This is a genomic window from Microbacterium sp. Se5.02b, assembly GCF_019464375.1.
Classification (GTDB): Bacteria; Actinomycetota; Actinomycetes; order Actinomycetales; family Microbacteriaceae; genus Microbacterium.
The window spans coordinates 2395387-2417406 of sequence record NZ_CP080491.1; the positions used below are offsets into that span (position 1 = coordinate 2395387).

Genomic DNA, 22020 nt, shown 5'->3' on the forward strand with positions numbered 1-22020 from the left:
GGTCGCAAAGCCTGACAGCATTGACGTACGCAGTCTCCGACCGGAAGGCACTCCGAATGGGCACGACGTGACCGCCCCATCCCGGCCGCACCAGGGCGACGAGCCGCCGCGCACGGACGGTGGCGATCACGGGCTCCCGCAGCGGTTCGCCTCCCGCGAGCACTCCCCGCTCGACCGCGCACGCGGCGCCGGCCTGCCAAGAACCTCGTCATCGGGCTGCTCTGCGGCGTGGCGGTGATCGCCGCCATCGCGGTGGCACAACTGGCGGCGAACCTCGGGTACGACAGTGCGGCAGCGCGGTACGAAGACGCCGCGACGACGACGAACGGAACGAAGTCGCAGACCGAACGGGAAGCGGCCGATCTGCGCGTCACCACGCAAGCAGCGTCGCAGATCCTCAGCGCACAGACGCGCGCCATCCCTGTCGATCCGGAACTCGAAGCGACACTGAGCGAGGCCGTGGCCGACGCCGAGACCGCCGCGACGAGGGCGGATGCCGCCTCGGCAGGCGACGTGCCCACGATGGGAGACAAGCCCATCTGGTTCTGGGAGTTGTTCGGCGCCACCGAGCTCTGGGAGCGCCGTCTCACCCAGGTGGAGAAACTCGACGACGACCTGCGCGCGGCGATCACCGACATGACCTCGGCCGACGAGCGCGTCACGCAGGGCGGCCTGTCGCTCGTCTCCGCAGCGGGCGAGGCCGCCCCCGATTTCGAGGAAGCTCACCGCTCGGCACGCAACGAGGCCGTGATCGCCCTGCGGAGTGCGGCCTCCGATGCCGTGGAGACGACCGTCCTGGACGACACCGCGGCCTCCGCGTACCTCGCCCTGCAGACGGCTGCGGCGCAGGTCGTCTCCACCGAGGCGGAGGAGATGGCGGAGAAGTCGGGGCCGTTGAAGACCCAGCGCTTGGAGATCGAGGCGTTCGCCCGATCTCTCGCGCCCGGGGTGCTGCTGGAGTTCGACTGGTCTCCCGTCGTGAACGGCGCCGGCTACGACGGCAGCATGGGCGGGTACACGACATGGTGGTGGGATGATCCAGGGCGCGCCACGATCGAGCTCTCCGACTCCGTCGCCGAGCAATGGCCGGCAGAACGGAGCAGGGCTCTCGTCGCACATGAGGTCGGCCATGCGATCAGCGTGAAATGCGAGGGCATGTACGACTCGTCGACGCAGGACAGCATCGAGAAGTGGGCGACGGCCTGGGCCATCAGCATGGGATTCACGGACGACGCCAACGGGGTGTGGGCATACGGCTACCCGCCACAGAACTACATCGACGCGGCGGCCGGCTGCCGCTGAGGCCTCGACCCGGACCGGAGACGGAAGAAGCCGCCGCGATGACTCGCGGCGGCTTCTTCGATGTCAGGCGGAGGTCACTGCCCCCGGCGCTCGCGCAACTGCGTCAGCGCATCGTCCAGCAGCTGGACGGCTTCCTCGTCGGTGCGACGCTCCTTCACGTAGGCGAGGTGCGTCTTGTACGGCTCGGCCTTCGCGAGAGCAGGAGGGTTCTCCTTGTCGCGACCTGCCGGGAGACCGCTCTGCGGGTGATCGATGATCTCGGGGATCTCGTCTTCCGGAAGGCCGGCGGCGAAGTAGCGCACGGTCTCGTTGCCGAGCCCGTCCCAGTAGGAGACCGCGATGCGGTCGGCGTGGTAGCCGTGGTCCTGCTCGCCCATGGGACCGGAACCCACGCGGGTTCCACGGATCGCGTTTCCACCGGTAGCCATCAGATGACCTCGAATTTCGTGATGAGGCCCAGGGCGACGATGGAGATGAACCACGTCAGGGCCAGGATGACGGTGAAGCGGTTCAGGTTCCGCTCCGCGAGGCCGGACGACCCGACCGCGGAGGTCATGCCGCCGCCGAACATGTCGGACAGACCGCCGCCACGACCTTTGTGCAGAAGGATGAGGAGGGTCAGCAGAACGCTGGTGATGCCCAGCACGACCTGCAGGACGAACTCGAGAATTGCCACGAGAAAGAGCCTTTCGCTGGGGCCGGAGCGCCCCCGTAACGGTCAAGTATACGGTGCAGCGGGGCCGCAGCCCCGCTGCACTCACACGCCGACGTGCTTCTCGAAGCGGATGATGGCGGCGAACTCGTCCACGACGAGGCTCGCTCCGCCGACCAGAGCGCCGTCGACATCGGGCTCGCGCATGAAGCTGGCGATGTTCGCCGCCTTCACCGAACCGCCGTACAGGATGCGCGTGCGCGCGGCGGCCTCGTCGCCCAGGACCTTCGCGATGACGGCGCGCAGGGCTGCGCAGACGTCCTGCGCCTGCTGCGGCGTCGCCGCCTGACCGGAGCCGATCGCCCATACGGGCTCGTACGCCACGACGATGTCCGCCTTCGGCGAGACGCCCTGGAGCGCCGCCTCGAGCTGCGACACCGGAACCGCGCTGGCTCCGAACTTGTCCAGGTCGCCGGCGGTCTCTCCGACGCAGATCACCGGCACGAGGCCGTGCTTGAGCGACGCCTGCACCTTCGCCGCCACGACGTCGTCGCCCTCGGCGTGGTATTCACGACGCTCGGAGTGCCCGATGATGACGTACTTCGCGTCGAGCTTCGCCAGGAAAGCCCCCGAGATCTCGCCGGTGTACGCGCCGGCGTCGTGTGCCGACACATCCTGCGCACCCAGCGCGAACGGGATCTTGTCGGCGTCGATCAGCGTCTGCACGCTGCGGATGTCGGTGAACGGCGGGAAGACCGCCACCTCGACCGAACCGTCCTCGTGCTTCGCGTCCTTCAACGTCCAGTGCAGCTTCTGCACTAAGGCGACCGCCTGAAGGTGGTCGAGATTCATCTTCCAGTTTCCCGCGATCAGCGGGGTACGGGAGTTCACGCCCATCCGAGGACCTCCAGCCCAGGTAGTTTCTTGCCCTCGAGGAATTCGAGGCTCGCGCCGCCGCCGGTCGAGATGTGACCGAACTCGTCGTCGGAGAAGCCCAGTTGACGCACAGCAGCCGCGGAATCGCCGCCGCCGACGACGCTGAGGCCGTCGACCTCTGTGAGCGCCTGCGCCACGGTCTTGGTGCCCGCCGCGAACGCCGGGAACTCGAACACGCCCATCGGGCCGTTCCAGAACACGGTCTTCGACGCGCGGATGACCTCGGCGAAACGCGCAGCCGTCTCCGGGCCGATGTCGAGTCCGATGCCGGAGGCGCCGAACGGGGTCGACTCGATCGCGTCGGCTGCGGCGACTTCGTGAGCCGCATCAGCGCCGAACGACGCCGCGACGACGACATCGGTCGGGAGCACGAGCTCCACACCGCGCTCGGCCGCTTCTGCGATGTAGCCGCGAACGGTGTCGAGCTGGTCCTCTTCCAGCAGGCTCGAGGCCACGTCGTGACCCTGCGCCTTGAGGAAGGTGAACAGCATTCCGCCGCCGACGAGGATCCTGTCGACCCGCGGCAGCAGGTGCGAGATCACGCCGAGCTTGTCGCTCACCTTGGAGCCGCCGAGGACGACCGCGTACGGACGCTCGGGATTCTCGGTGAGCCGGTCGAGCACGTCGAGCTCGGTCGCGATCAGAAGACCGGCCGCCGATGGCAGCAGTTCGGCGAGCTCGTACACGCTCGCCTGCTTGCGGTGCACCACGCCGAACCCGTCGGAGACGAGCACGTCGCCGAGCTTCGCGAGCTCCGCCGCGAACGCGCCCCGCTCCGAAGCGTCCTTCGACGTCTCGCCGGGGTTGAATCGCAGGTTCTCGATGACGACGACCCCGCCGTCCTCGAGCGAGGCCACGGCCTCCTGTGCCGACTCGCCGACCGTGTCGCGTGCGAACGCGACAGGAGCACCGAGCAGCTCGGAGAGCCGCTGCGCGACGGGCTCGAGGCTGTACTGCGGATCGGGCGCGCCATCCGGTCGCCCGAGGTGAGAGCACACGACGACGCGGGCTCCCGCGTTGATGAGTGCGTTGAGGGTCGGCAGCGAGGCGCGAACGCGGCCATCGTCCGTGATGATCCCGTCCCGGAGCGGGACATTGAGATCACAACGGACGATGACGCGCTTGCCCTCGAGCGACCCCAGGGTGTCCAGGGTGCGCAGAGTCATGTTCCTGAGCTTAGAGGCGCTCGGCCACGTACTCGGTCAGGTCGACGAGACGGTTGGAGTAGCCCCACTCGTTGTCGTACCAGCTGGACACCTTGATCAGGTTGCCGCTGACGTTGGTCAGCGTCGAGTCGAAGATCGAGGAGTGCGGGTTGTGCACGATGTCGCTCGACACGATCGGGTCCTCGTTGTACTGCAGGTACCCGGCCAGTCGACCCTCGGCAGCGGCCTTCTTGTAGGCCTCGTTGACCTCGTCGACCGTCAGGTTCTCGCGGTCGGTGATGAGGGTGAGGTCGACGATCGATCCGGTGGGAACCGGCACGCGGTACGACGAGCCGCTCAGCTTGCCCTGGAGCTCCGGGAGCACCTCGCCGATGGCCTTGGCCGCACCGGTCGAAGCCGGGGTGATGTTGATCGCGGCCGCACGGGCACGGCGCAGGTCGCTGTGCGGGCCGTCCTGCAGGTTCTGGTCGGCCGTGTACGCGTGTGCCGTCATCATGAAGCCGCGGTCGATGCCGAAAGCGTCGTTGAAGACCTGAGCCAGCGGCGCGAGGCAGTTGGTGGTGCAGGACGCGTTGGAGATGATGTGGTCGGTCTCCGGGTTGTACGTGTCTTCGTTCACGCCCATGACGAACGTGCCGTCGACGCCCGTGCCGGGGGCCGAGATGAGGACCTTCTTGGCCCCGGCCTCGATGTGCTTCTTGGCCAGCTCCGCCTTCGTGAAGAAGCCGGTCGACTCGATGACGATGTCGACGCCCAGCTCGCCCCACGGGAGGTTGGCGGGGTCGCGCTCGGCGAAGGCCTTGATCGCCTTGCCGTTGACGGTGATGCTGTCGTCGTCGTAGCTGATCTCGGCGTCGAGGACGCCGCCGACCGAGTCGTACTTCAGCAGGTGCGCCAGGGTCTTGTTGTCGGTGAGGTCGTTGACCGCGACGATCTCAAGGTCTGCGCCCTGCGCGAGAGCCGCGCGGAAGTAGTTGCGTCCGATGCGGCCGAAGCCGTTGATACCGATCTTGACAGACACTCAGGTCTCCCTGTTTCTCGTGCGCTGTGCGCAGCTTGGCAGCATGCGTCATACGCGGATTTTTTGGCTGAGAGGGCGTCCCGACGAGCCGTGGCCCGTCGGGACGCGACCCGATTACGACAGTACCAGCAGGCCGTTCGTCTGCTTGCGGGCAACCTCGAGACGCTGCGCCACGTTCTCCCAGTTGGCGATGTTCCACGCGGCCTTCACGTAGTCGGCCTTCACGTTCAGGTAGTCGAGGTAGAAGGCGTGCTCCCACATGTCGAGCTGGAACAGCGGGATCGTGCCCTGCGCGGTGTTCGACTGCTGGTCGAACAACTGCTGGATGATGAGGCGCGATCCGATCGAGTCCCAGCTGAGCACTGCCCAGCCGGAGCCCTGGATCCCGGTCGCCGCAGCCGTGAAGTGCGCCTGGAACTTCTCGAACGAGCCGAAGTACTCGTCGATCGCGGACTTCAGCTCGCCCTCGGGCTGACCGCCGCCGTTCGGCGACAGGTTGGTCCAGAAGATCGAGTGGTTGACGTGACCGCCGAGGTTGAAGGCGAGATCCTTCTCGAGCTTGTTCACGTTCGCGAGGTTGCCGCTCTCACGGGCCTCGGCGAGCTGCTCGAGAGCGGTGTTCGCGCCGGCGACATAGGTCGCATGGTGCTTGTCATGGTGCAGCTCCATGATCTTGCCGCTGATGTGCGGCTCGAGGGCTGCGAAGTCGTAGGGAAGGTCGGGGAGCGTGTAGGTCGCCATGTCGCTTTCATCCAATCCGCGCCGCGCCGCGGCGCTTGCCGATCCTCCGCGCCGCCGATGTGCGACGAAGAGCGGACATCTCTCATCCTAGTGACGACAACACGGCGTCGGACGGGATCCTTCCGGGGGTTGACACATCGAGTCATCCTGGTCGGCGAGAGCAGCGATCCCGGACTCATCGACCGATGCCGAGCCCGCCGGACGCCGTACCCTCAGACGTCGAGACCGACCGGGACGGCCGCTTCGGTGCCGGGGATGCCCTCCTGCTGCGCACGCTTGTCGGCCATCGCCAGCAGGCGACGGATGCGTCCGGCCACGGCATCTTTCGTGAGGGGCGGGTCAGCGTGGTGCCCGAGTTCGTCGAGGCTGGCGTCGCGGTGTGCGAGACGGAGCTCTCCGGCCACCTTCAGATGATCCGGCACCTCGTCGGCGAGGATCTCGAGTGCGCGCTCCACGCGCGCGCAAGCGGCCACCGCGGCCTGCGCCGAGCGCCGCAGGTTCGCGTCGTCGAAGTTGACCAGTCGGTTGACGCCGGCACGCACCTCGCGTCGCTGGCGCAGCTCTTCCCACGCGACGGCCGTCTTCTGCGCGCCCATCTCGTTCAGGATCGTGCGGATCGCCTCACCCTCACGGACGACGACGCGGGGCATACCACGCACCTCCCGCGCCTTGGCCGCCACGCCGAGACGATGGGCGGCGCCCACCAGAGCCATCGCGGCCTCCGACGAGGGGCAGACGACTTCGAGCATGGCCGATCGGCCCGGCTCGCTGAGCGTTCCTGCGGCCAGGAAAGCACCACGCCACAGACCCGCGACTTCCGCCCGGGAGCCCGTGGTGAGTCGGTTCGGCAGTCCGCGCACGGGGCGACGACGCTGGTCGAGGAGTCCGGTCTGGCGGGCGAGCGTCTCCCCTGCGCGATCACGCGCACGGCCCAGCGTGCCCCCTCGTTCGCGGTGCTCGACTGCACCTGAGCGATCTCGGGGCGCACACCGTAGATCTCCGCGAGGTCTCTGGCCACCCGCCGCGCGAGCGTCTCCGCGTCCACCTCCGCCTCGACGGCCACGCGACCGGCGATCGAATGCAGCCCACCGGCGAACCGGAGGATCGCGGTCACTTCCGCGACACGCACCGTCGGGGGTGCGTTGCGGATGCTGACCAGCTCGGCCTTGACGTCGGTGGTTAGTGCCACGACACTCCTTCACGTTCACGCGCCGGATCGCGGCGCAAACGTCCAGCTTACTCGGCCGGGCGGCCCGCTACTCTCGGCCGAGGTCCCGGTGACGGACGGTCACGGCCACACCGGGGATGGCGGCGAGCCGCCGAGCGAGCTCCTCCGACATCGCCACGGAGCGGTGTTTGCCGCCCGTGCACCCGATCGCGATCGTGGAGTGGCTCTTGTTCTCGCGCTGGTAGCCCTCCAGCACAGGCACGAGGGCCGTGGAATAGGCGTCGAGGAACTCCATCGCACCGTCGCGCGAGAGGACGTAATCGCGGACGGTCTCATCCTGGCCGGTGAGTCCGCGCAGTTCCTCGTTCCAGAACGGGTTGGGGAGGAACCGCATGTCGGCGACGATGTCGACATCGGTCGGCAGCCCGTACTTGAACCCGAAGCTGAGTAGCGTGACCCGATGACGGGCCTCACCCTCTTCGGAGAAGATGTCGGACACCTTGGTGGCCAACTGGTGGATGTTCAGGCCCGAGGTGTCGATGACCAGATCCGCGGCCTCACGGATCGGCGCGAGCCTGGTCCGCTCGGTGCGGATGCCGTCGAGCAGCGTGCCACCAGCCTGGAGCGGGTGCGGTCGACGCACCGATTCGAACCTGCGCACCAGCACATCGTCGGACGCATCGAGGAACAGGACCCGGACGGACCCCCGCGAGCGCAGCGCCCGCGCCACGCCGGGGAAGTCGTCGAACAGGTTTCGTCCGCGGACATCGACGACGGCGGCGACCTTCGGAAGCGCGTCCCCGCCCATGTCGGTCAGGTCGAGCAGGGGGCGCAGGATCTGCGGGGGAAGGTTGTCGACGACGTACCAGCTGAGATCCTCGAGCGCGTTCGCCACGGTGGTCCGACCCGCGCCGGACATCCCCGTGACGATGAGGAACTCGCCCTTCTCCCCGTCAGCCATCTCTCTCAGCGCTCCCTCTCCCCCTCTGGCTCCAGCCTAGCGAGTGGAGAGGTGCGTATGGATGTTCTGGGCGAGTACCGGCCCGATTCCCTGGACCTGTTCGATCTCGCCCGGCTCCGCCGCGCGGAGCGCGGTCACCGAGCCGAAGTGCTTCAGCAGCACCTTGATGCGCGAAGCCCCCAGCCCTGGCACCTCAGACAGGATCGAGCCGATGTCGTTCCGCCGCTTCTTGCGCTGGTGGGTGATCGCGAACCGGTGCGCCTCGTCACGCAGGCGCTGGAGCAGGTAGAGCGCCTCGCTCGTGCGCGGCAGGATCACCGGGAAATCCTCGCCGGGCAGCCACACCTCTTCCAGGCGCTTGGCGATGCCGCACACGGCGATCTCGGTGTGTCCGGCGTCTCGGAGCGCTCTGGCCGCGGCCTCGACCTGGGGTTTGCCGCCGTCGACGAGGAGGAGCTGCGGCGGGTACGCGAAGCGGGGCTTGCGCCGCACGGTCGCCTCGCCGAGGTCTTCTCCGACGATCTCGTCCGTGGTGGGATCGATCACCTCGATCTCCTCCGGGCGGTCGAGGTGAGCGAGCCGACGCCGGAGCACCTGATACATCGAGTCGGTGTCGTCGGTCGTCTCGGCGATGTTGAACGAACGGTACTGGTCTTTGCGAGGAAGCCCGTCTTCGAAGACCACCATCGACGCGACGACGTTCGTGCCACCGAGGTGCGAGATGTCGAAGCACTCGATGCGCAGCGGCGCTTCGTTCATCCCCAGGGCTTCCTGCAGATCCGTCAATGCCTGGGTGCGTGCGACGTAGTCCGTCGTACGCCTCGTCTTGTATCTGATGAGCGCCTGCTGCGCGTTCAGGGTGGCGGTGCGCATCAGATCGGCACGCTGACCACGCTGCGCGACGGCGATCTCGACCTTCTTGCCGCGTCGTTCGCGCAGCCACATCTCCAGTTCGACGGCATCGTCCGGCAGTGTGGGGACCAGGATCCGTCGAGGGACATCCTGCGCTTCGCCGTACGCCTGCTGCAGAACCTGCTCGACGAGCTCACCGCTGGAGATGTCGATCTCCTTCTCGATCGTCAGGGCACGGACGCCGCGTACTCGCCCACCGCGGATCACGAAGTGCTGCACGGCGGCGGCCAGCTCGTCTTCCGCGATCCCGAAGAGGTCGGCATCCTCGTCGGCGGGGAGCACGAGGGCGCTCTTGCCGAGCACGGCCTCGATCGCGGACAGCTTGTCGCGGTACTTCGCCGCCGCCTCGTAGTCCATCGCTGCCGACGCGGCCAGCATCCGTTTCGTGAGGTCTCGCGTGAAACGTTCGTCGCCGCCGGCCATGAACGCGACGAAGTCGTCGACCATCGCGCGGTGCTCTTCGATCGTCACGGTCATCGAGCACGGTCCGCCGCACTTGCCGATCTGGCCGGGGAAGCACGGCCTCCCGGTCTGCATGGCGCGACGGTAGCTGGAGTCGCTGCACGTGCGGATCGGGAACACCTTGATCATCAGGTCGATGGTCTCGTGCACCGCCCACACCTTCGGGAAGGGACCGAAGTACCGCGCCCCGGGGATCCGGCGATTGCGGGTGACGATCACGCGAGGTGCCTCGTCGGCGAGCGTCACCGCCATGAACGGGTACGACTTGTCGTCTTTGTACCGGACGTTGAAGGGCGGATCGAACTCCTTGATCCACATGTACTCCAGCTGCAGGGAGTCGACGTCCGTCGGCACGACGGTCCACTCCACCGACGCCGCCGTGGTGACCATGCGGCGCGTGCGCTCGTGCAGCGTCCGCAGCGGTGCGAAGTAGTTCGACAGCCGCTGCCGGAGGTTCTTCGCCTTGCCGACATACAGCACCCGGCCGGAGGCGTCGCGGAAGCGATACACCCCCGGATCGGTGGGGATCTCCCCCGGCCGTGGCTTGTACGGCAGGACATCGGCCATCAGCTGGCCTTCCGCGCGGCGCGCCCCTCACCCAGGATCTCGCCGAGGAACAGCCCGGTGTGGCTCTCCTCGACACGCGCGATCTGCTCCGGGGTGCCCGTGGCGATGATCTGGCCTCCGCCGGAACCGCCCTCGGGGCCGAGGTCGATCACCCAGTCGGCCGACTTGATGACATCGAGGTTGTGCTCGATGACGATCACCGTGTTGCCCTTGTCGACCAGGCCGTTCAGCACCTCGAGGAGCTTGCGGACGTCTTCGAAGTGCAGACCGGTCGTCGGCTCGTCGAGCACGTAGATGCTGCGGCCGTTGCTGCGCCGCTGGAGCTCGGTCGCGAGCTTGACGCGCTGAGCCTCTCCCCCGGACAGTGTCGTCGCCGACTGTCCGAGTCGGACGTAGCCCAGACCGACGTCGACGAGCGTCTTCATGTAGCGGTGGATCGCCTGGATCGGCTCGAAGAACTCCGCGGCCTCCTCGATCGGCATCTCGAGCACCTCGGCGATGTTCTTGCCCTTGTAGTGCACGGCCAGCGTGTCGCGGTTGTAGCGCTTGCCGTGACAGACCTCGCAGTCGACGTACACGTCGGGGAGGAAGTTCATCTCGATCTTGATCGTGCCGTCGCCCGAGCACGCCTCGCAGCGACCGCCCTTGACGTTGAAGCTGAAGCGACCAGGCTGATAGCCACGGACCTTCGCCTCGGGCGTCTCGCTGAAGAGGGTGCGGATGCGGTCGAACACCCCGGTGTAGGTCGCCGGGTTCGACCGCGGAGTGCGGCCGATCGGAGCCTGGTCGACGTGGACGACCTTGTCGAGGTTGTCGAGTCCGGTCACGCGCGTGTGCTTGCCAGGGACCGTCCGCGCACCGTTCAGCCGCGAGGCGAGCACCTGGTACAGGATGTCGTTCACGAGCGAGGACTTGCCCGAGCCGCTCACGCCGGTGACCGCGGTCAGCACGCCCAGCGGGAAGTCGGCCGTCACATTGCGGAGGTTGTTCGCGCGCGCGCCCACGACGCTCAGCATGCGCTTCTTGTCGATCTTGCGACGCTTGGTCGGCATCGGGATCTCACGGCGGCCGGAGAGGTACTCGCCCGTCATCGACTCGCTGTCGCTGAGCAGTGCCGAGTAGGGCCCCGAGTGCACGACCTCACCGCCGTTGACGCCGGCTCCTGGTCCGATGTCGACCACCCAGTCGGCCGCCTCGATCGTCTCTTCGTCGTGCTCCACCACGATCAGCGTGTTCCCGAGGTCGCGGAGCGTGAGCAGCGTCTCGATGAGACGGCGGTTGTCCCGCTGGTGGAGTCCGATCGACGGCTCGTCGAGCACGTAGAGGACCCCGGTGAGGCCGGAGCCGATCTGCGTCGCCAGCCGGATGCGCTGCGCCTCCCCGCCCGAGAGAGAGCCCGCCGAACGGCTGAGGTTGAGGTAGGAGAGCCCGACCTGGAGCAGGAAGTCCAGGCGCAGTCGGATCTCGCGCAGCACCTGAGCGGCGATCTTCGCCTCGCGGTCGGTGAGGGTCAGCGTCTCCATGAACGCGCGGGCATCGGCGAGGCTCAGGTGCGACACCTCGGCGATCGAGTGGCCGTGGACCTGCACCGCGAGCACCTCGGGCTTGAGGCGGTTGCCGTCGCAGACCGGGCAGGGCACCTCGCGCAGGTACTCGCCCCACCGGCTGCGCTGGTTGTCGGACTCCGCCTGGAGGTACTGGCGCTCGATGTACGGCACGACGCCTTCGAACCCGGAGGCGTAGCGCATCTCGCGACCGTAACGGTTCTTCCACTTGACGGTGACCTTGTAGTTCTCGCCGCGCAGCACCGCGTCCTGCACATCGGAGTGCAGCTCACGCCATGGGGTGTCGAGCGAGAAGTCGAGGTCGCGCGAGAGGCCCTCGAGCAGCCGTTCGTAGTACTGGAAGAGTCCCTTGCCCTGGGTGGTCCAGGGGATGATGACACCCTCGCGGATCGACAGGTCTTCATCGCCGAGCATCAGGTCGACGTCGACGGACATGCGCGTGCCGAGTCCGGAACATGCGGGGCAGGCGCCGAACGGTGCGTTGAACGAGAACGTGCGCGGCTCGATCTCGGTGAGCGTGAGGGCGTGACCGTTGGGGCAGGCCAGCTTCTCGGAGAAGGTCTGCCACGCGTCGTCGCCCTCGCCGTCGACGTAGTTGATCTGCACGACGCCGCCGGCGAGCCCGAGAGCCGTCTCGACGGAGTCGGTGACGCGGCCGAGGATGTCGTCGGAGGCGACCAGGCGGTCGACGACCACGGCGATGTCGTGCTTGTAGCTCTTCTTGAGCGTCGGGGGTTCTGCGAGCTGGATGAGCTCGCCGTCGACGATCGCCCGCGAGTAGCCCTTCGCGCCGAGTTCGCGGAACAGGTCGACGAACTCGCCCTTCTTCTGCGAGACGATCGGAGCGACGACCTGGTAGCGGGTGCGCTCCGGCAGCTCCATGAGCTGGTCGGCGATCTGCTGCACGGTCTGGCGCTGGATGCGCTCTCCGCACTCCGGACAGTGGGGCACGCCGATACGCGCCCAGAGGAGACGCATGTAGTCGTAGATCTCGGTGATCGTGCCGACCGTGGATCGCGGGTTGCGGTTCGTGGACTTCTGATCGATCGAGACCGCGGGGCTCAGGCCCTCGATGAAGTCGACGTCAGGACGGTCGACCTGCCCGAGGAACTGGCGCGCATAGGCGCTCAGCGATTCGACGTAGCGACGCTGCCCCTCGGCGAAGATCGTGTCGAACGCGAGACTCGACTTCCCCGATCCGGACAGGCCGGTGAACACGACGAGGGAGTCGCGGGGGATGTCGATGTCGACGTTCTTGAGATTGTGGACGCGGGCACCGCGGACACTGAGTTTTCCTGGGGAAGCAACGGGGACGATGGGCACCGAACAAGTCTACGAGGGGCCACGGACATCGGCTCCGGATGGGCTCCCAGACTCCGCCTCCACGCCCGCGTCCGCCCGCTTCGCTGCGCGCAGTCCGAGCAGCACGCCGCAGAGCAGCAGAGCCGCCGCGGCCGGCGCGAGCCAGGCGATGCCTCGGTCGACGCCGCTCGGTGCCAGGAGCCACGCGGCGAACACCAGCGGCTGCGAGAGCGCCTGGATGACAGCGAAACGCATGAGGGTAGGACGCAGCCCTTGCAGTGCGAGGCGTGATGCCATCGGCACCACCAGGCTCAGGGACGCGAGGATGTGCACGGCGTGCACCAGCAGCACCGCGATCGCCGTCCGCCCCGGTGCGGGCTCGGTGAGGATCACGCCGAACACGAGACACGTGGCCGCCGCCCAGGCGGCGAGCGACCGGGGATGATCACCGACACCACGGCTGCGAGAAGCGCGACGCCCTGCCACAGGGGGAATGGTACGAGGACCGCCGCCCCCACCCCCACGACGACGACGAGCAGCAGTCGGAGCGTGATGCCGCGCACCGCGCCAGGCACCCGGATGGAGCGGACGCGGCGATTCATCGGCGCACCGCTCGCATCCGCTGTTGACGGAGCGCCGCCACGCGCATCGCGGCGTCCGCATCGGGCTCAGCCCACGACAGCACCTCGATCCCGGTCCTGCGCAGTTCGATGAGGATGTCTGCGCGTTCCGCCAGGACTGTCCGAAAGGCGATCCGCTGTTCGCGCGTGAGGCGCGCCGTGTCGGGCGTCGGAAGCACATCGACGGCGACCACTGCATGGCCGGCGGCGCGCCATCGTGTCGCAAGCTGCGCGGCGACCCCGTCGAAGAACGTCGAGAGCACGAACACGATGGAACCTGCAGGCACGACCGGCGACCGGCGATAGCTCGTGCCGTCCGCGCTCTGACCGGTTGCGGCGATGACATCGTGTATCCGGGCGAGATGACGCGCTCCTCCGCCGGACGGTACGCTCCTCCCGCCGACCGCCAGGGCGTGATACGTGACCCGATCTCCCTCTTCGACCGCCGCTGTCGCGATGGCGAGCGCTGCTTCGCGTGCGAGGTCGAGAGATGTGACGCCCGACCGGTCAGGGTCGGCCGCATCCCAGCTCGCCACTGCCGTGCCCAGATCCTCGATCGTGTCGACGGCGATCGCGACCGAAGATTCGCTCAGCGTATTGGTCCTCCGCACCAGCAGCTCACCCGGTCGCCGGGCGGCCCGTGCCGTGGCGCGCCAGTCCACCCGGCGCAACTCGTCGCCGGGCGCGAACGGATGGATGTCGCGGAAATCGCCGCCCTGACCGGGACGCCCTCCCTCGTGGGAGCCGTGCAGACCCGCGAGGCGCGGCGCGACGGGAAGCCGGCTGATGCGTCGAAGCCGCGGGGGCGTGTTCCAGCGGATCCCCACACGCGGTGCGTCCTCCGTGATCCAGGCGCCGTCCAGCGTGACGCAGCGAGCCGTGACGGCCAGCAGCTCCAACGGACCGGAGTGCTGCAGACGTGTCGCCGACTCGAGCACGGCACGTCCGGGGCGGACGTCGGCGAGACCCGCCGGACCTTTGTCCTGATCGATCGCCAGCTGCACCCATTCCGCGTCGACGCGGATGTCGACGTCTGCCCGCGCCTCCGGCTGCCCCTCACCTCCACCCGGCCGCGCGCGCAGCTCCAGCTGCAGGTCGGCGCTCTCCGGTCGGCGCAGCAGCATCCACACGGTCGAGAGGGCGAGGGGCAGGGCGATGCCGATGACGTCGGGCCGGGAGAACGCAAGTCCCGCGCCCACGAGCAGGCCGACGCCGGCGAGTCCGACCGCCACCACAGGCGTCCGCTGCCAGTGGAGGGTGACGCGCCGTGTGGTGCGCATCGTGTCGGTCACCGGGCCGCCGACACGGTCGGAGGCACCGGGGTGGTCGCGACGGCCGTCGCGACCACCGAGCGTGGATCCACGCCCTGGGCCCAGGCCTGAGGTGTGAGGGTCAGCCGGTGCGCGAGCACCGGCTCAGCGATGCGCTTGATGTCATCCGGGCGAACGTAGGCGCGCCCGTCCAGGGCCGCGAGAGCGCGGCCGAGAAGCACCAACGACTGCGACCCACGGGGCGACGCGCCCACCGACACGTTGGCAGCGACCCGCGTCGCTCTGACCAGCTCCACGCAGTACCGTGCGACATCCTCGTCCACGTGGATGCGCTCCACGGCACGCTGGATCGCCCGAAGGCCCTCGGCATCGACGACCGGCTCGACGACGACATCCGCCGTCTCCCTCCGCACGCGATCGAGGATGATGCGTGTCTCGTCCTCGACGATGGGATAGCCGACGGAGAGTCGCACCATGAAGCGATCCAGCTGTGCCTCCGGGAGCGCATAGGTGCCCTCGTACTCGATGGGATTCGACGTGGCGATGACGTGGAACGGCTGCGGCAGCGGGAAACTGTTCCCTTCGACGGTGACCTGGTGCTCCGCCATGGCCTCGAGCATCGCGGACTGCGTCTTCGGCGTGGTCCGGTTCACCTCGTCCGCCAGCAGGAGACCGGTGAAGATGGGGCCGGGGCGGAACTGGAACTCTCCTGTCGCCGGCGCATAGACGTAGGAGCCCGTCACGTCGCCGGGGAGCATGTCGGGGGTGCACTGCAGCCGCCGGAAGTCGAGTCCGAGCGCCGTCGCCAGGCTCCGCGCCGCGAGGGTCTTGCCGAGTCCTGGGACGTCTTCGAACAGGACGTGACCGCCGGCGAGGATGGTCCCGAGGGCGAGCGTGAGCGGCTCCTCCATCCCGACGACCGCGGTTCCGACGCTTTCGCGGACACGCCGTCCGAGAGCGGCGATCTGCGTGATCTCATCAGTGTTCATCGGTGTTCCTCCGGTCGGTGGACGGCGTGTCGGGGGTCGGGGCCGTGTCTTGAAGCGGGTCGGCGGGCAGGCGCTCGATCGCGTCGAGCACGCGTTCGAGATCATCAGCCCGCACCTCGCGCATGTGGAGCGCGTCACGCACCCCCGCGCCGAGGAGGGCATCGATGTGATCACGCACCTCGGGGTCGTCGAGGTCGAGGCCGCGAAGAGCGAGCCGGCGTCGGAGGACGTTCTGAACTCGACGCACCACGACGTGTCCGGCCACGCCGGTTCGGGAGTTGATGGACCAGGCGAGGCGCGACACCTCGGAGCCGCGTTCGGGGTGCCGGGGGCGTTCGGGTGGCCAGAGCGAGCCCTCGTCGAAGAAGACCTGACGACTCACGAGAACGATCGTCAGGACGATCATCGCCCAGGACAGGGCGAACGCCACCGGTACACCCAGCGCTCCCAGGACGGCCACTCCGCCGACGGCGACGACCGTGCACAGGGCGACAAGGATGAATCGTCGCCTCATCGCCATCCCGCCTGGATGCCGCGCAGACACGACGCCGCTGCGGCACGGTCGCCCTCATCCGCGTCGAGGCCGCCGAAGCGCACCTGCTCGTACAGGCCCAGAAGGGTGACGACCTCGGCGCCGATGCCGGCTCGACGTCCGATGATGCGAGCGGTGAACTCCGAGGGCGTCTCGTTCACGCCGCGACCCGCCCCGGCATCCGCTGCCGACTCCTCGAGCCCGACCCAGGCTGCCACGATGCTGTCGCCCGGCGACGGGCGAGCGTCGATCGTGCGGATCGCCTCGTCGATCCCCCGCCGGATCGTCTCCGCATCGGGCTCGGGGTCCCGGCTCACGGCCATCCCCCGCGTCGCCTCGACCTCGGACGCTTCGCGCCGCGTCAGGGGGCGATCCCGCCAGAGTCCCCTCAGAAAGCGGACGAGCATGCGCGCGGCCATGATCAACAGTGCGAGCACCGCGACAGTCACGAGGACCGCCATCACGATGCCGATGATCCGGAGCAGCGGCGAATCGCCGGGTGGCACCATCGGCGGCGGTGTGGTCTCCGAGGGCAGGGGCTCGATGATCTCGCCATCGATGCGTTCGGGCTCGGCGTCCGGCAGGACACCGAACTGCGGACGCCCCTGCTGTGCGGCAGCGAACATCAGAATCGCGAACAGACCGACCACGGCGCTCAACGGAAGCAGGAAACGGATCACACCGAGACCCACGACGCGGCGGTCGCCGTCGACCGGGGCTTCAGTGCGCGACATGTCTCCCACCCTAGGCGCGGGGCGGCGCAACCCCGCTCTGTGGCGCGGATATCGGACAGCCGAGGATACTCATGCGAGGTCGGGGCGCCTCCCGGCGAAGGGCCCCAGGCCGTCTCGGAGCGCCGAGATCTGGTCGATGTCCATCCCCACCGCCGCCATGACCTGGCGCGGGACGTCGACAGCACGTTCGCGCAGCGCAGCGCCCGCCGGGGTGAGCGTGATCTCCAGGCGTCGCTCGTCCTCGCTGCTGCGCTGCCGGGCGACGAGACCCTCGGCTTCGAGGCGCTTCACCAGTGGCGAAGCTGTCGCGGGTTCCAATGCCAGATCGGCCGCGAGGTCGTTGAGGGTGCGCGGCGCCCTCTCCCAGAGCGCGAGCATGACCAGATACTGCGGATGGGTCAGGCCGAGAGGCTCGAGGATGGGGCGGTACAGGGCTACGACGTTGCGCGCCGCGGTCACCAGGGCGAAGCACAACTGGTTCTCCAGTTTGAGCAGGTCGTCGGTCGCGGTCACAAGGCGACTATACAACCGCGCTAATGATTAGTACACTAATGAACATGGCTCAGGACTCCGAACGCCCTCCCCTCCGCACGCGGATCCGCGAGGCCGGAGGCCTCTACTCCTGGGTGAACTCGAACCTGATCCGTTTCGCAGGTCCTGCGTCCGTCGGACCGTACGAGAAGACACCGCCTCCCAGTCCCGCTGAGCGCGCTGAGCGCGCCTGCCCCCTGTGCGGCGCACCGATGTCGCAGCACGAGATCGACCGCTCAGGCCCGAAGACGCTGGTGCACTGCCCGTAGCGTCAGTCTCGCTCCGACGCCTCGACAGCGGATCCTGACGACTCTCGCGCCGCGTCGAGCCAGAACATCAGGTCATCGTCTGTCGCGATGGCGCCGGGAACGACGTCGAGCCATCGAGCTCATCGTGCGCGCTCCCATCACCGCGCGCGTCGCCCCGGGCCTGGTGAGCAGCGCCGCGCCGCTCTCCTCGTCGAGGCGGACCAGGAGAACGCCGCCCGGCCTGGCGCCCAGGAGGATGTGCCCGTCATGGAGAAAGGCGCGTGTGCCGAACATGCGCCGCTCCTCGACCTCGGCGTCGGCGCTCAGCAGCGCCCTGATCCGATCGGCCAGCTCGTGCCCCGCAGCATCCATCTCTCGGTCTCCCGTCTAGGCGTGGCCCGCACGCTCCATCGCGCGGAGCTCCTTCTTGAGGTCTTGCACCTCGTCGCGCAGCCGACCGGCCAACTCGAACTTCAACTCCGAAGCCGCCGCGAGCATCTGGTCGGACAGATCCTGGATCGTGGCCTCGAGCTGCAGCGCGCCCTCGGCGGCGATCCCGGTACGACGCAGGTTCGGTGTCGGCGACTTGCCCTTGCCGGATGCGCGCCCCCGACCCGACATCATCTCCGCCGTGTCCGCACCCTCGCGCGCGAGCACCTCGGTGATGTCGGCGATCCGCTTGCGCAGAGGCTGCGGGTCGATGCCGTTCTCCTTGTTGTACGCCACCTGCTTCTCGCGACGGCGATCGGTCTCCTCGATCGCCTTCGCCATGGAGTCGGTCATCTTGTCCGCATACATGTGCACCTCGCCCGAGACGTTTCGCGCCGCGCGGCCGATGGTCTGGATGAGGGAGGTGCCCGACCTCAGGAACCCCTCCTTGTCGGCATCCAGGATCGCGACGAGTGACACCTCGGGGAGGTCGAGTCCCTCGCGGAGCAGGTTGATGCCGACGAGGACGTCGTACACTCCGGCCCGCAGTTCGCTGAGCAGTTCGACACGGCGCAGGGTGTCGACATCAGAGTGCAGATACCGCACGCGGACGCCGTGCTCGCCGAGGAAGTCGGTGAGCTCCTCGGCCATCTTCTTCGTCAGCGTCGTGACGAGAACCCGCTCGTCCCGCTCGACGCGCACACGGATCTCCTCGAGCAGATCGTCGATCTGTCCCTTCGACGGCTTGACGACGATGTGCGGGTCGACGAGGCCCGTGGGGCGGATGATCTGCTCCACGACGCCGTCGGCGATCCCCATCTCGTACTTGCCCGGCGTCGCCGAGAGGTAGACGGTCTGGCCGATGCGGTTCTTGAACTCGTCCCAGCGAAGCGGCCTGTTGTCCATCGCGCTCGGCAAGCGGAAACCGTGGTCGACGAGGGTGCGCTTGCGGGACGCGTCGCCCTCGTACATCGCGCCGATCTGCGGCACCGTGACGTGCGACTCGTCGATCACGAGGAGGAAGTCGTCGGGGAAGAAGTCGAGCAGCGTGTGCGGCGGCTCCCCCGGCGCGCGGCCGTCCATGTGACGCGAGTAGTTCTCGATCCCGGAGCAGAAGCCGAGTTGTTGCAGCATCTCGAGGTCGAAGGTCGTGCGCATGCGGAGTCGCTGCGCCTCGAGGAGCTTGCCCTGGCGCTCGAACTCGGCGAGGCGCTCTTCGAGCTCGGCCTCGATCGTGCCGATGGAACGCTGGATGACATCGGTGCCGGCGACATAGTGCGACGCCGGGAAGATCGGGACGGCATCGAGCTTCTCGATGACCTCGCCCGTGAGCGGGTGGAGCGAGTACAGCGCCTCGATCTCATCGCCGAACAGCTCGATGCGGATGGCGTGCTCTTCGTAGACCGGGATGATCTCGATCGTGTCGCCGCGCACCCGGAAGTTCCCGCGCGAGAAGTCGACGTCGTTGCGGTTGTACTGCATCGCGATGAACTGACGGATCAGTGCGTCGCGGTCGTACCGCTCCCCCACCTGCAGGGCGACCATCGCGCGCAGATACTCCTCGGGGGCGCCGAGTCCGTAGATGCACGACACCGTCGACACGACGACGACATCGCGTCGACTGAGGAGCGAGTTCGTCGTCGAGTGCCGCAGCCGCTCGACCTCTGAGTTGATGGAGGAGTCCTTCTCGATGAAGGTGTCCGTCTGCGGGACGTAGGCCTCCGGCTGGTAGTAGTCGTAGTACGAGACGAAGTACTCGACCGCGTTGTTCGGCATGAGTTCGCGGAACTCGTTCGCCAACTGCGCAGCGAGCGTCTTGTTGTGCGCGAGGACAAGCGTGGGGCGCTGCACCTGCTCGACGAGCCACGCCGTGGTGGCCGACTTTCCGGTACCGGTCGCACCGAGCAGCACGACGTCGGTCTCCCCGGCATTGATGCGCGCGGCGAGGTCGGCGATCGCCTGCGGCTGGTCGCCGGCGGGCGCGTACTCGCTGATGACCTCGAAGGGGCGGACGCTGCGCGTGGGTTGCATACTTCCAGCGTAGGCCGCCCCTCCGACATCGAGGCCGTCAGGCGACGATGGTCGCGGTCTGCGCCGAGGGCTCGGACGCCCAGGTGGTCGTGCCGCCGTTGACGAGCCGCATCGTCGCCGTCGAGGTCAGCGTGCCTGGCGCAGTGCCGACCACGTTGAAGGTCAGTCCGTCTCCGAAGTTCGGCGGTGTCTTCGTGAAGGTGAACACCGTGGCCGACGACCCTCCCGGCGGGACGGACGCCCACGAGCCGAGCGGGGAGGCGGGGTCCAGCGTCACGGGCGAGCTGAACACGACGACGACCTCCAGAGAGGCCCCGGCCGGCGGGTTCACCCACGGGTCGGCGCGATAGCTGATCTGGGTGCTGAAGGTGGCCTTGAGCCCACCCGTCGCCGGCACCAGGGTGGTGAACCCGCCTTGCGCCTCGGCATCCCAGTAGTAGTTCGCCGCGTCGTTGGTGATGACGTTGCCGCTCGCGGCGGCCATCGGCATCGCGACGGCTGCGGCGATCACCGGCACCGACCAGGCGGCTCCTCGGATCACTGTTCGGCGCGAGATGCCACGGTTGTCCTGTGTCACTTTTCCACTCCCCAGAGCGCGCGGAAAAGCTATCCCCCAGCAGACCATCCCCTGGTGCGTCCCCACGCCCACAACCAGAATACCAGTGGGGTCGAGGACTGCCGTCCAGTCGTCACGGTCGGCTGATGCGCTCCCAGAGTGCGTCCGCCTGCTCGTGCGTGTGGGCCAGAGTGCCCCCGGTATCGATCACGACGTCGGCGATGGCGAGGCGGCGTTCATCCGAGACCTGCGCATCGATCCGCGCCCTCGCCGCGCGCTCGTCCATACCCCGGAGAGCGACCAGTCGCCGCAGACGCTCCTCGGACGGGGCGTGCGCGACGACGATCTGGTCCCACGGATCGTCGACCCTCGCCTCGACGAGCAGCGGCACGTCGTACACCACCACGGCGTCGGGGTCGGCGGCGAACGCCTCGTCGAATCGCCGTTGCGACTCCGCCCGCACGGCGGGGTGCACGATCGCGTTCAGCTGCGCGAGGAGGTCGGCGTCTCCGAAGACCTTCGCGCCGAGAGCCGCCCGGTCGAGGGTGCCGTCCGCCGCGATCACCGCCGATCCGAAGAACTCGGCGATCCGGTCGAGGACCGGCGATCCCGGAGCCTGCACATCGCGCACGATCTGATCCGCGTCGACGATGACCGCCCCGTGTTCGGCGAGCCGTCTGGCAATGGTCGACTTCCCCGACGCGATACCGCCGGTGAGCGCGATGAGAGGCATGCCGCCAGTCTAGGGTTCGGCCCAGGCGGCTCAGCGCGAGAGGAGCTGACGTCGCGAGCTGATCACACCCGTGTCGAACCCGGCCAGGTGCAGCCCGCCATGGAACCGCGCGTGCTCGATCTTGATGCACCGGTCCATCACGACCGAGAGGCCGGCGGCCTCGGCGATCGCGGCGGCATCCTCGTTCCAGGAGCCGAGCTGCAGCCATAGTGTCTGCGCTCCCGCGTCGATCGCTTCCTGCGCCACCCCGGGAAGGTCGTCGTGGCGGCGGAACACGTCCACGATGTCGGGGATGACGGGAAGATCATGAAGCGATGCATACACCGGCTGACCGAGGATCTCGGTCTCGCGCGGGTTGACGAGGTACACGTCGTAGCCGGTGCTGGAGAGGAGGTACGTCGCCACGAAGTACGACGCACGCGCCGGATTGTTCGAGGCCCCCACGATCGCGATCGACTTCGCGCGACGAAGCAACGCGAATCGCGCCTGTTGATTCGGCCCCTCCCAGGTCCGCTCGGGGTGTGCTGCCGGAGCCCCGGCAGAGCGCACGCCGCAGCGTCCGTCGACGCCGGCACGCTGCAGGTGTCTCCC

General features: G+C 68.1%; 23 protein-coding genes and 1 pseudogene. 2 read left to right on the forward strand and 22 right to left on the reverse strand.

Annotated features, from left to right (window positions below):
• The first annotated feature begins 228 nt into the window (after positions 1–228).
• Positions 229–1302 (forward strand): hypothetical protein, encoded by a 1074-nt coding sequence (locus tag K1X59_RS11875; protein WP_220173426.1) that lies wholly within the window; start codon positions 229–231, stop codon positions 1300–1302.
• A 74-nt stretch (positions 1303–1376) separates the two neighbouring features.
• On the opposite strand, the gene K1X59_RS11880 is transcribed toward K1X59_RS11875, so the two are convergent.
• From K1X59_RS11880 to K1X59_RS11960, 17 genes and pseudogenes are all read right to left on the reverse strand, one after another.
• On the reverse strand, positions 1377–1730 hold the full coding sequence (locus K1X59_RS11880; protein ID WP_183150256.1) for an RNA polymerase-binding protein RbpA: 354 nt from the start codon (positions 1728–1730) through the stop codon (positions 1377–1379).
• Positions 1730–1978, reverse strand: a complete 249-nt coding sequence (secG, locus tag K1X59_RS11885) for a preprotein translocase subunit SecG (protein ID WP_183150257.1) — start codon at positions 1976–1978, stop codon at positions 1730–1732. Before secG ends, K1X59_RS11880 begins: the two co-directional genes overlap by 1 nt.
• Before the next feature lie 81 nt (positions 1979–2059).
• Positions 2060–2851 carry a triose-phosphate isomerase gene (tpiA, locus tag K1X59_RS11890; protein WP_183150258.1) on the reverse strand — a complete coding sequence of 264 codons (792 nt, stop codon included), beginning with the start codon at positions 2849–2851 and terminating at the stop codon, positions 2060–2062.
• A complete protein-coding gene (locus tag K1X59_RS11895) occupies positions 2842–4056 on the reverse strand; it encodes a phosphoglycerate kinase (protein ID WP_220173427.1) in 1215 nt (404 codons plus the stop codon). The genes tpiA and K1X59_RS11895 overlap by 10 nt, the downstream gene beginning before the upstream one ends.
• 10 nt (positions 4057–4066) lie before the next feature.
• Positions 4067–5077, reverse strand: a complete 1011-nt coding sequence (gene gap, locus K1X59_RS11900) for a type I glyceraldehyde-3-phosphate dehydrogenase (RefSeq protein ID WP_183150259.1) — start codon at positions 5075–5077, stop codon at positions 4067–4069.
• 114 nt (positions 5078–5191) lie between these two features.
• Positions 5192–5818 carry a superoxide dismutase gene (locus tag K1X59_RS11905; protein WP_183150260.1) on the reverse strand — a complete coding sequence of 209 codons (627 nt, stop codon included), beginning with the start codon at positions 5816–5818 and terminating at the stop codon, positions 5192–5194.
• A gap of 212 nt (positions 5819–6030) precedes the next feature.
• Positions 6031–7007 (reverse strand): annotated as a pseudogene (gene whiA / locus K1X59_RS11910) (DNA-binding protein WhiA).
• Between the two features lie 67 nt (positions 7008–7074).
• A complete protein-coding gene (gene rapZ, locus K1X59_RS11915) occupies positions 7075–7947 on the reverse strand; it encodes an RNase adapter RapZ (RefSeq protein WP_183150261.1) in 873 nt (290 codons plus the stop codon).
• A gap of 36 nt (positions 7948–7983) precedes the next feature.
• A complete protein-coding gene (gene uvrC / locus K1X59_RS11920; protein WP_183150262.1) occupies positions 7984–9888 on the reverse strand; it encodes an excinuclease ABC subunit UvrC in 1905 nt (634 codons plus the stop codon).
• Positions 9888–12776, reverse strand: coding sequence for an excinuclease ABC subunit UvrA (uvrA, locus tag K1X59_RS11925; protein ID WP_183150263.1), 2889 nt, complete (start codon positions 12774–12776; stop codon positions 9888–9890). The genes uvrC and uvrA overlap by 1 nt, the downstream gene beginning before the upstream one ends.
• A 9-nt stretch (positions 12777–12785) precedes the next feature.
• Positions 12786–13148 carry a hypothetical protein gene (locus K1X59_RS11930; protein WP_220173428.1) on the reverse strand — a complete coding sequence of 121 codons (363 nt, stop codon included), beginning with the start codon at positions 13146–13148 and terminating at the stop codon, positions 12786–12788.
• The gene (locus tag K1X59_RS11935) at positions 13145–13357 is read right to left on the reverse strand and encodes a hypothetical protein (RefSeq protein ID WP_220173429.1); all 213 of its coding nucleotides are present in this window, start codon (positions 13355–13357) and stop codon (positions 13145–13147) included. Before K1X59_RS11935 ends, K1X59_RS11930 begins: the two co-directional genes overlap by 4 nt.
• On the reverse strand, positions 13354–14667 hold the full coding sequence (locus tag K1X59_RS11940; RefSeq protein WP_258566826.1) for a DUF58 domain-containing protein: 1314 nt from the start codon (positions 14665–14667) through the stop codon (positions 13354–13356). The genes K1X59_RS11935 and K1X59_RS11940 overlap by 4 nt, the downstream gene beginning before the upstream one ends.
• Positions 14664–15635 (reverse strand): MoxR family ATPase, encoded by a 972-nt coding sequence (locus tag K1X59_RS11945; RefSeq protein ID WP_220173430.1) that lies wholly within the window; start codon positions 15633–15635, stop codon positions 14664–14666. The genes K1X59_RS11940 and K1X59_RS11945 overlap by 4 nt, the downstream gene beginning before the upstream one ends.
• Complete coding sequence (locus tag K1X59_RS11950) at positions 15625–16149, reverse strand: hypothetical protein (protein WP_220173431.1); 525 nt, start codon at positions 16147–16149, stop codon at positions 15625–15627. Before K1X59_RS11950 ends, K1X59_RS11945 begins: the two co-directional genes overlap by 11 nt.
• Positions 16146–16901 (reverse strand): DUF4129 domain-containing protein, encoded by a 756-nt coding sequence (locus K1X59_RS11955; RefSeq protein ID WP_220173432.1) that lies wholly within the window; start codon positions 16899–16901, stop codon positions 16146–16148. The genes K1X59_RS11950 and K1X59_RS11955 overlap by 4 nt, the downstream gene beginning before the upstream one ends.
• 69 nt (positions 16902–16970) lie before the next feature.
• Positions 16971–17414 carry a MarR family winged helix-turn-helix transcriptional regulator gene (locus K1X59_RS11960; protein ID WP_183150266.1) on the reverse strand — a complete coding sequence of 148 codons (444 nt, stop codon included), beginning with the start codon at positions 17412–17414 and terminating at the stop codon, positions 16971–16973.
• 44 nt (positions 17415–17458) lie between these two features.
• Between K1X59_RS11960 and K1X59_RS11965 the strand changes: the two genes are divergently transcribed.
• Positions 17459–17701, forward strand: coding sequence for a hypothetical protein (locus K1X59_RS11965; RefSeq protein WP_220173433.1), 243 nt, complete (start codon positions 17459–17461; stop codon positions 17699–17701).
• Between the two features lie 72 nt (positions 17702–17773).
• Here the strand turns inward: K1X59_RS11965 and K1X59_RS11970 are convergent, their stop codons facing one another.
• The 5 genes from K1X59_RS11970 to K1X59_RS11990 form a co-directional block, all read right to left on the reverse strand.
• Positions 17774–18052, reverse strand: coding sequence for a TfoX/Sxy family protein (locus tag K1X59_RS11970; protein ID WP_258566827.1), 279 nt, complete (start codon positions 18050–18052; stop codon positions 17774–17776).
• 15 nt (positions 18053–18067) lie between these two features.
• Complete coding sequence (gene uvrB / locus K1X59_RS11975; RefSeq protein WP_183150267.1) at positions 18068–20140, reverse strand: excinuclease ABC subunit UvrB; 2073 nt, start codon at positions 20138–20140, stop codon at positions 18068–18070.
• A gap of 37 nt (positions 20141–20177) precedes the next feature.
• Complete coding sequence (locus K1X59_RS11980) at positions 20178–20717, reverse strand: hypothetical protein (protein ID WP_220173434.1); 540 nt, start codon at positions 20715–20717, stop codon at positions 20178–20180.
• Between the two features lie 112 nt (positions 20718–20829).
• Entirely contained in the window at positions 20830–21429 is a 600-nt protein-coding gene (coaE, locus tag K1X59_RS11985) for a dephospho-CoA kinase (RefSeq protein WP_183150269.1), read from the reverse strand.
• Between the two features lie 30 nt (positions 21430–21459).
• Positions 21460–21978 (reverse strand): CoA-binding protein, encoded by a 519-nt coding sequence (locus K1X59_RS11990; RefSeq protein ID WP_220173435.1) that lies wholly within the window; start codon positions 21976–21978, stop codon positions 21460–21462.
• Positions 21979–22020: the final 42 nt, after the last annotated feature.